The organism is Streptomyces achromogenes subsp. achromogenes, assembly GCF_000720835.1.
Taxonomy (GTDB): Bacteria; Actinomycetota; Actinomycetes; order Streptomycetales; family Streptomycetaceae; genus Streptomyces; species Streptomyces achromogenes.
Genome location: NZ_JODT01000143.1, coordinates 1 through 240 on the forward strand (window position 1 = coordinate 1; position 240 = coordinate 240).

General features: G+C 69.2%; 1 protein-coding gene. It reads left to right on the plus strand.

Annotated features, from left to right (window positions below; genetic code table 11):
- Window positions 1-240 (plus strand): phosphoadenosine phosphosulfate reductase domain-containing protein (locus IH25_RS0137110; RefSeq protein WP_030621623.1); only part of this gene is annotated, 240 nt, incomplete at both ends.

Sequence of the window (240 nt, forward strand, 5' to 3'; positions counted from 1 at the left end):
GGAGTCCGAGGCGGTGCACATCTTCCGCGAGGTGGCGGGCGAGTTCGAGAACCCGGTGATCCTGTTCTCCGGCGGCAAGGACTCCATCGTCATGCTGCATCTCGCGCTGAAGGCGTTCGCCCCGGCCGCGGTCCCCTTCTGCCTGCTGCACGTGGACACGGGACACAACTTCCCGGAGGTCCTCGCGTACCGGGACCGGGTGGCGGCCGCACACGGGCTGCGCCTGCATGTGGCCTCGGT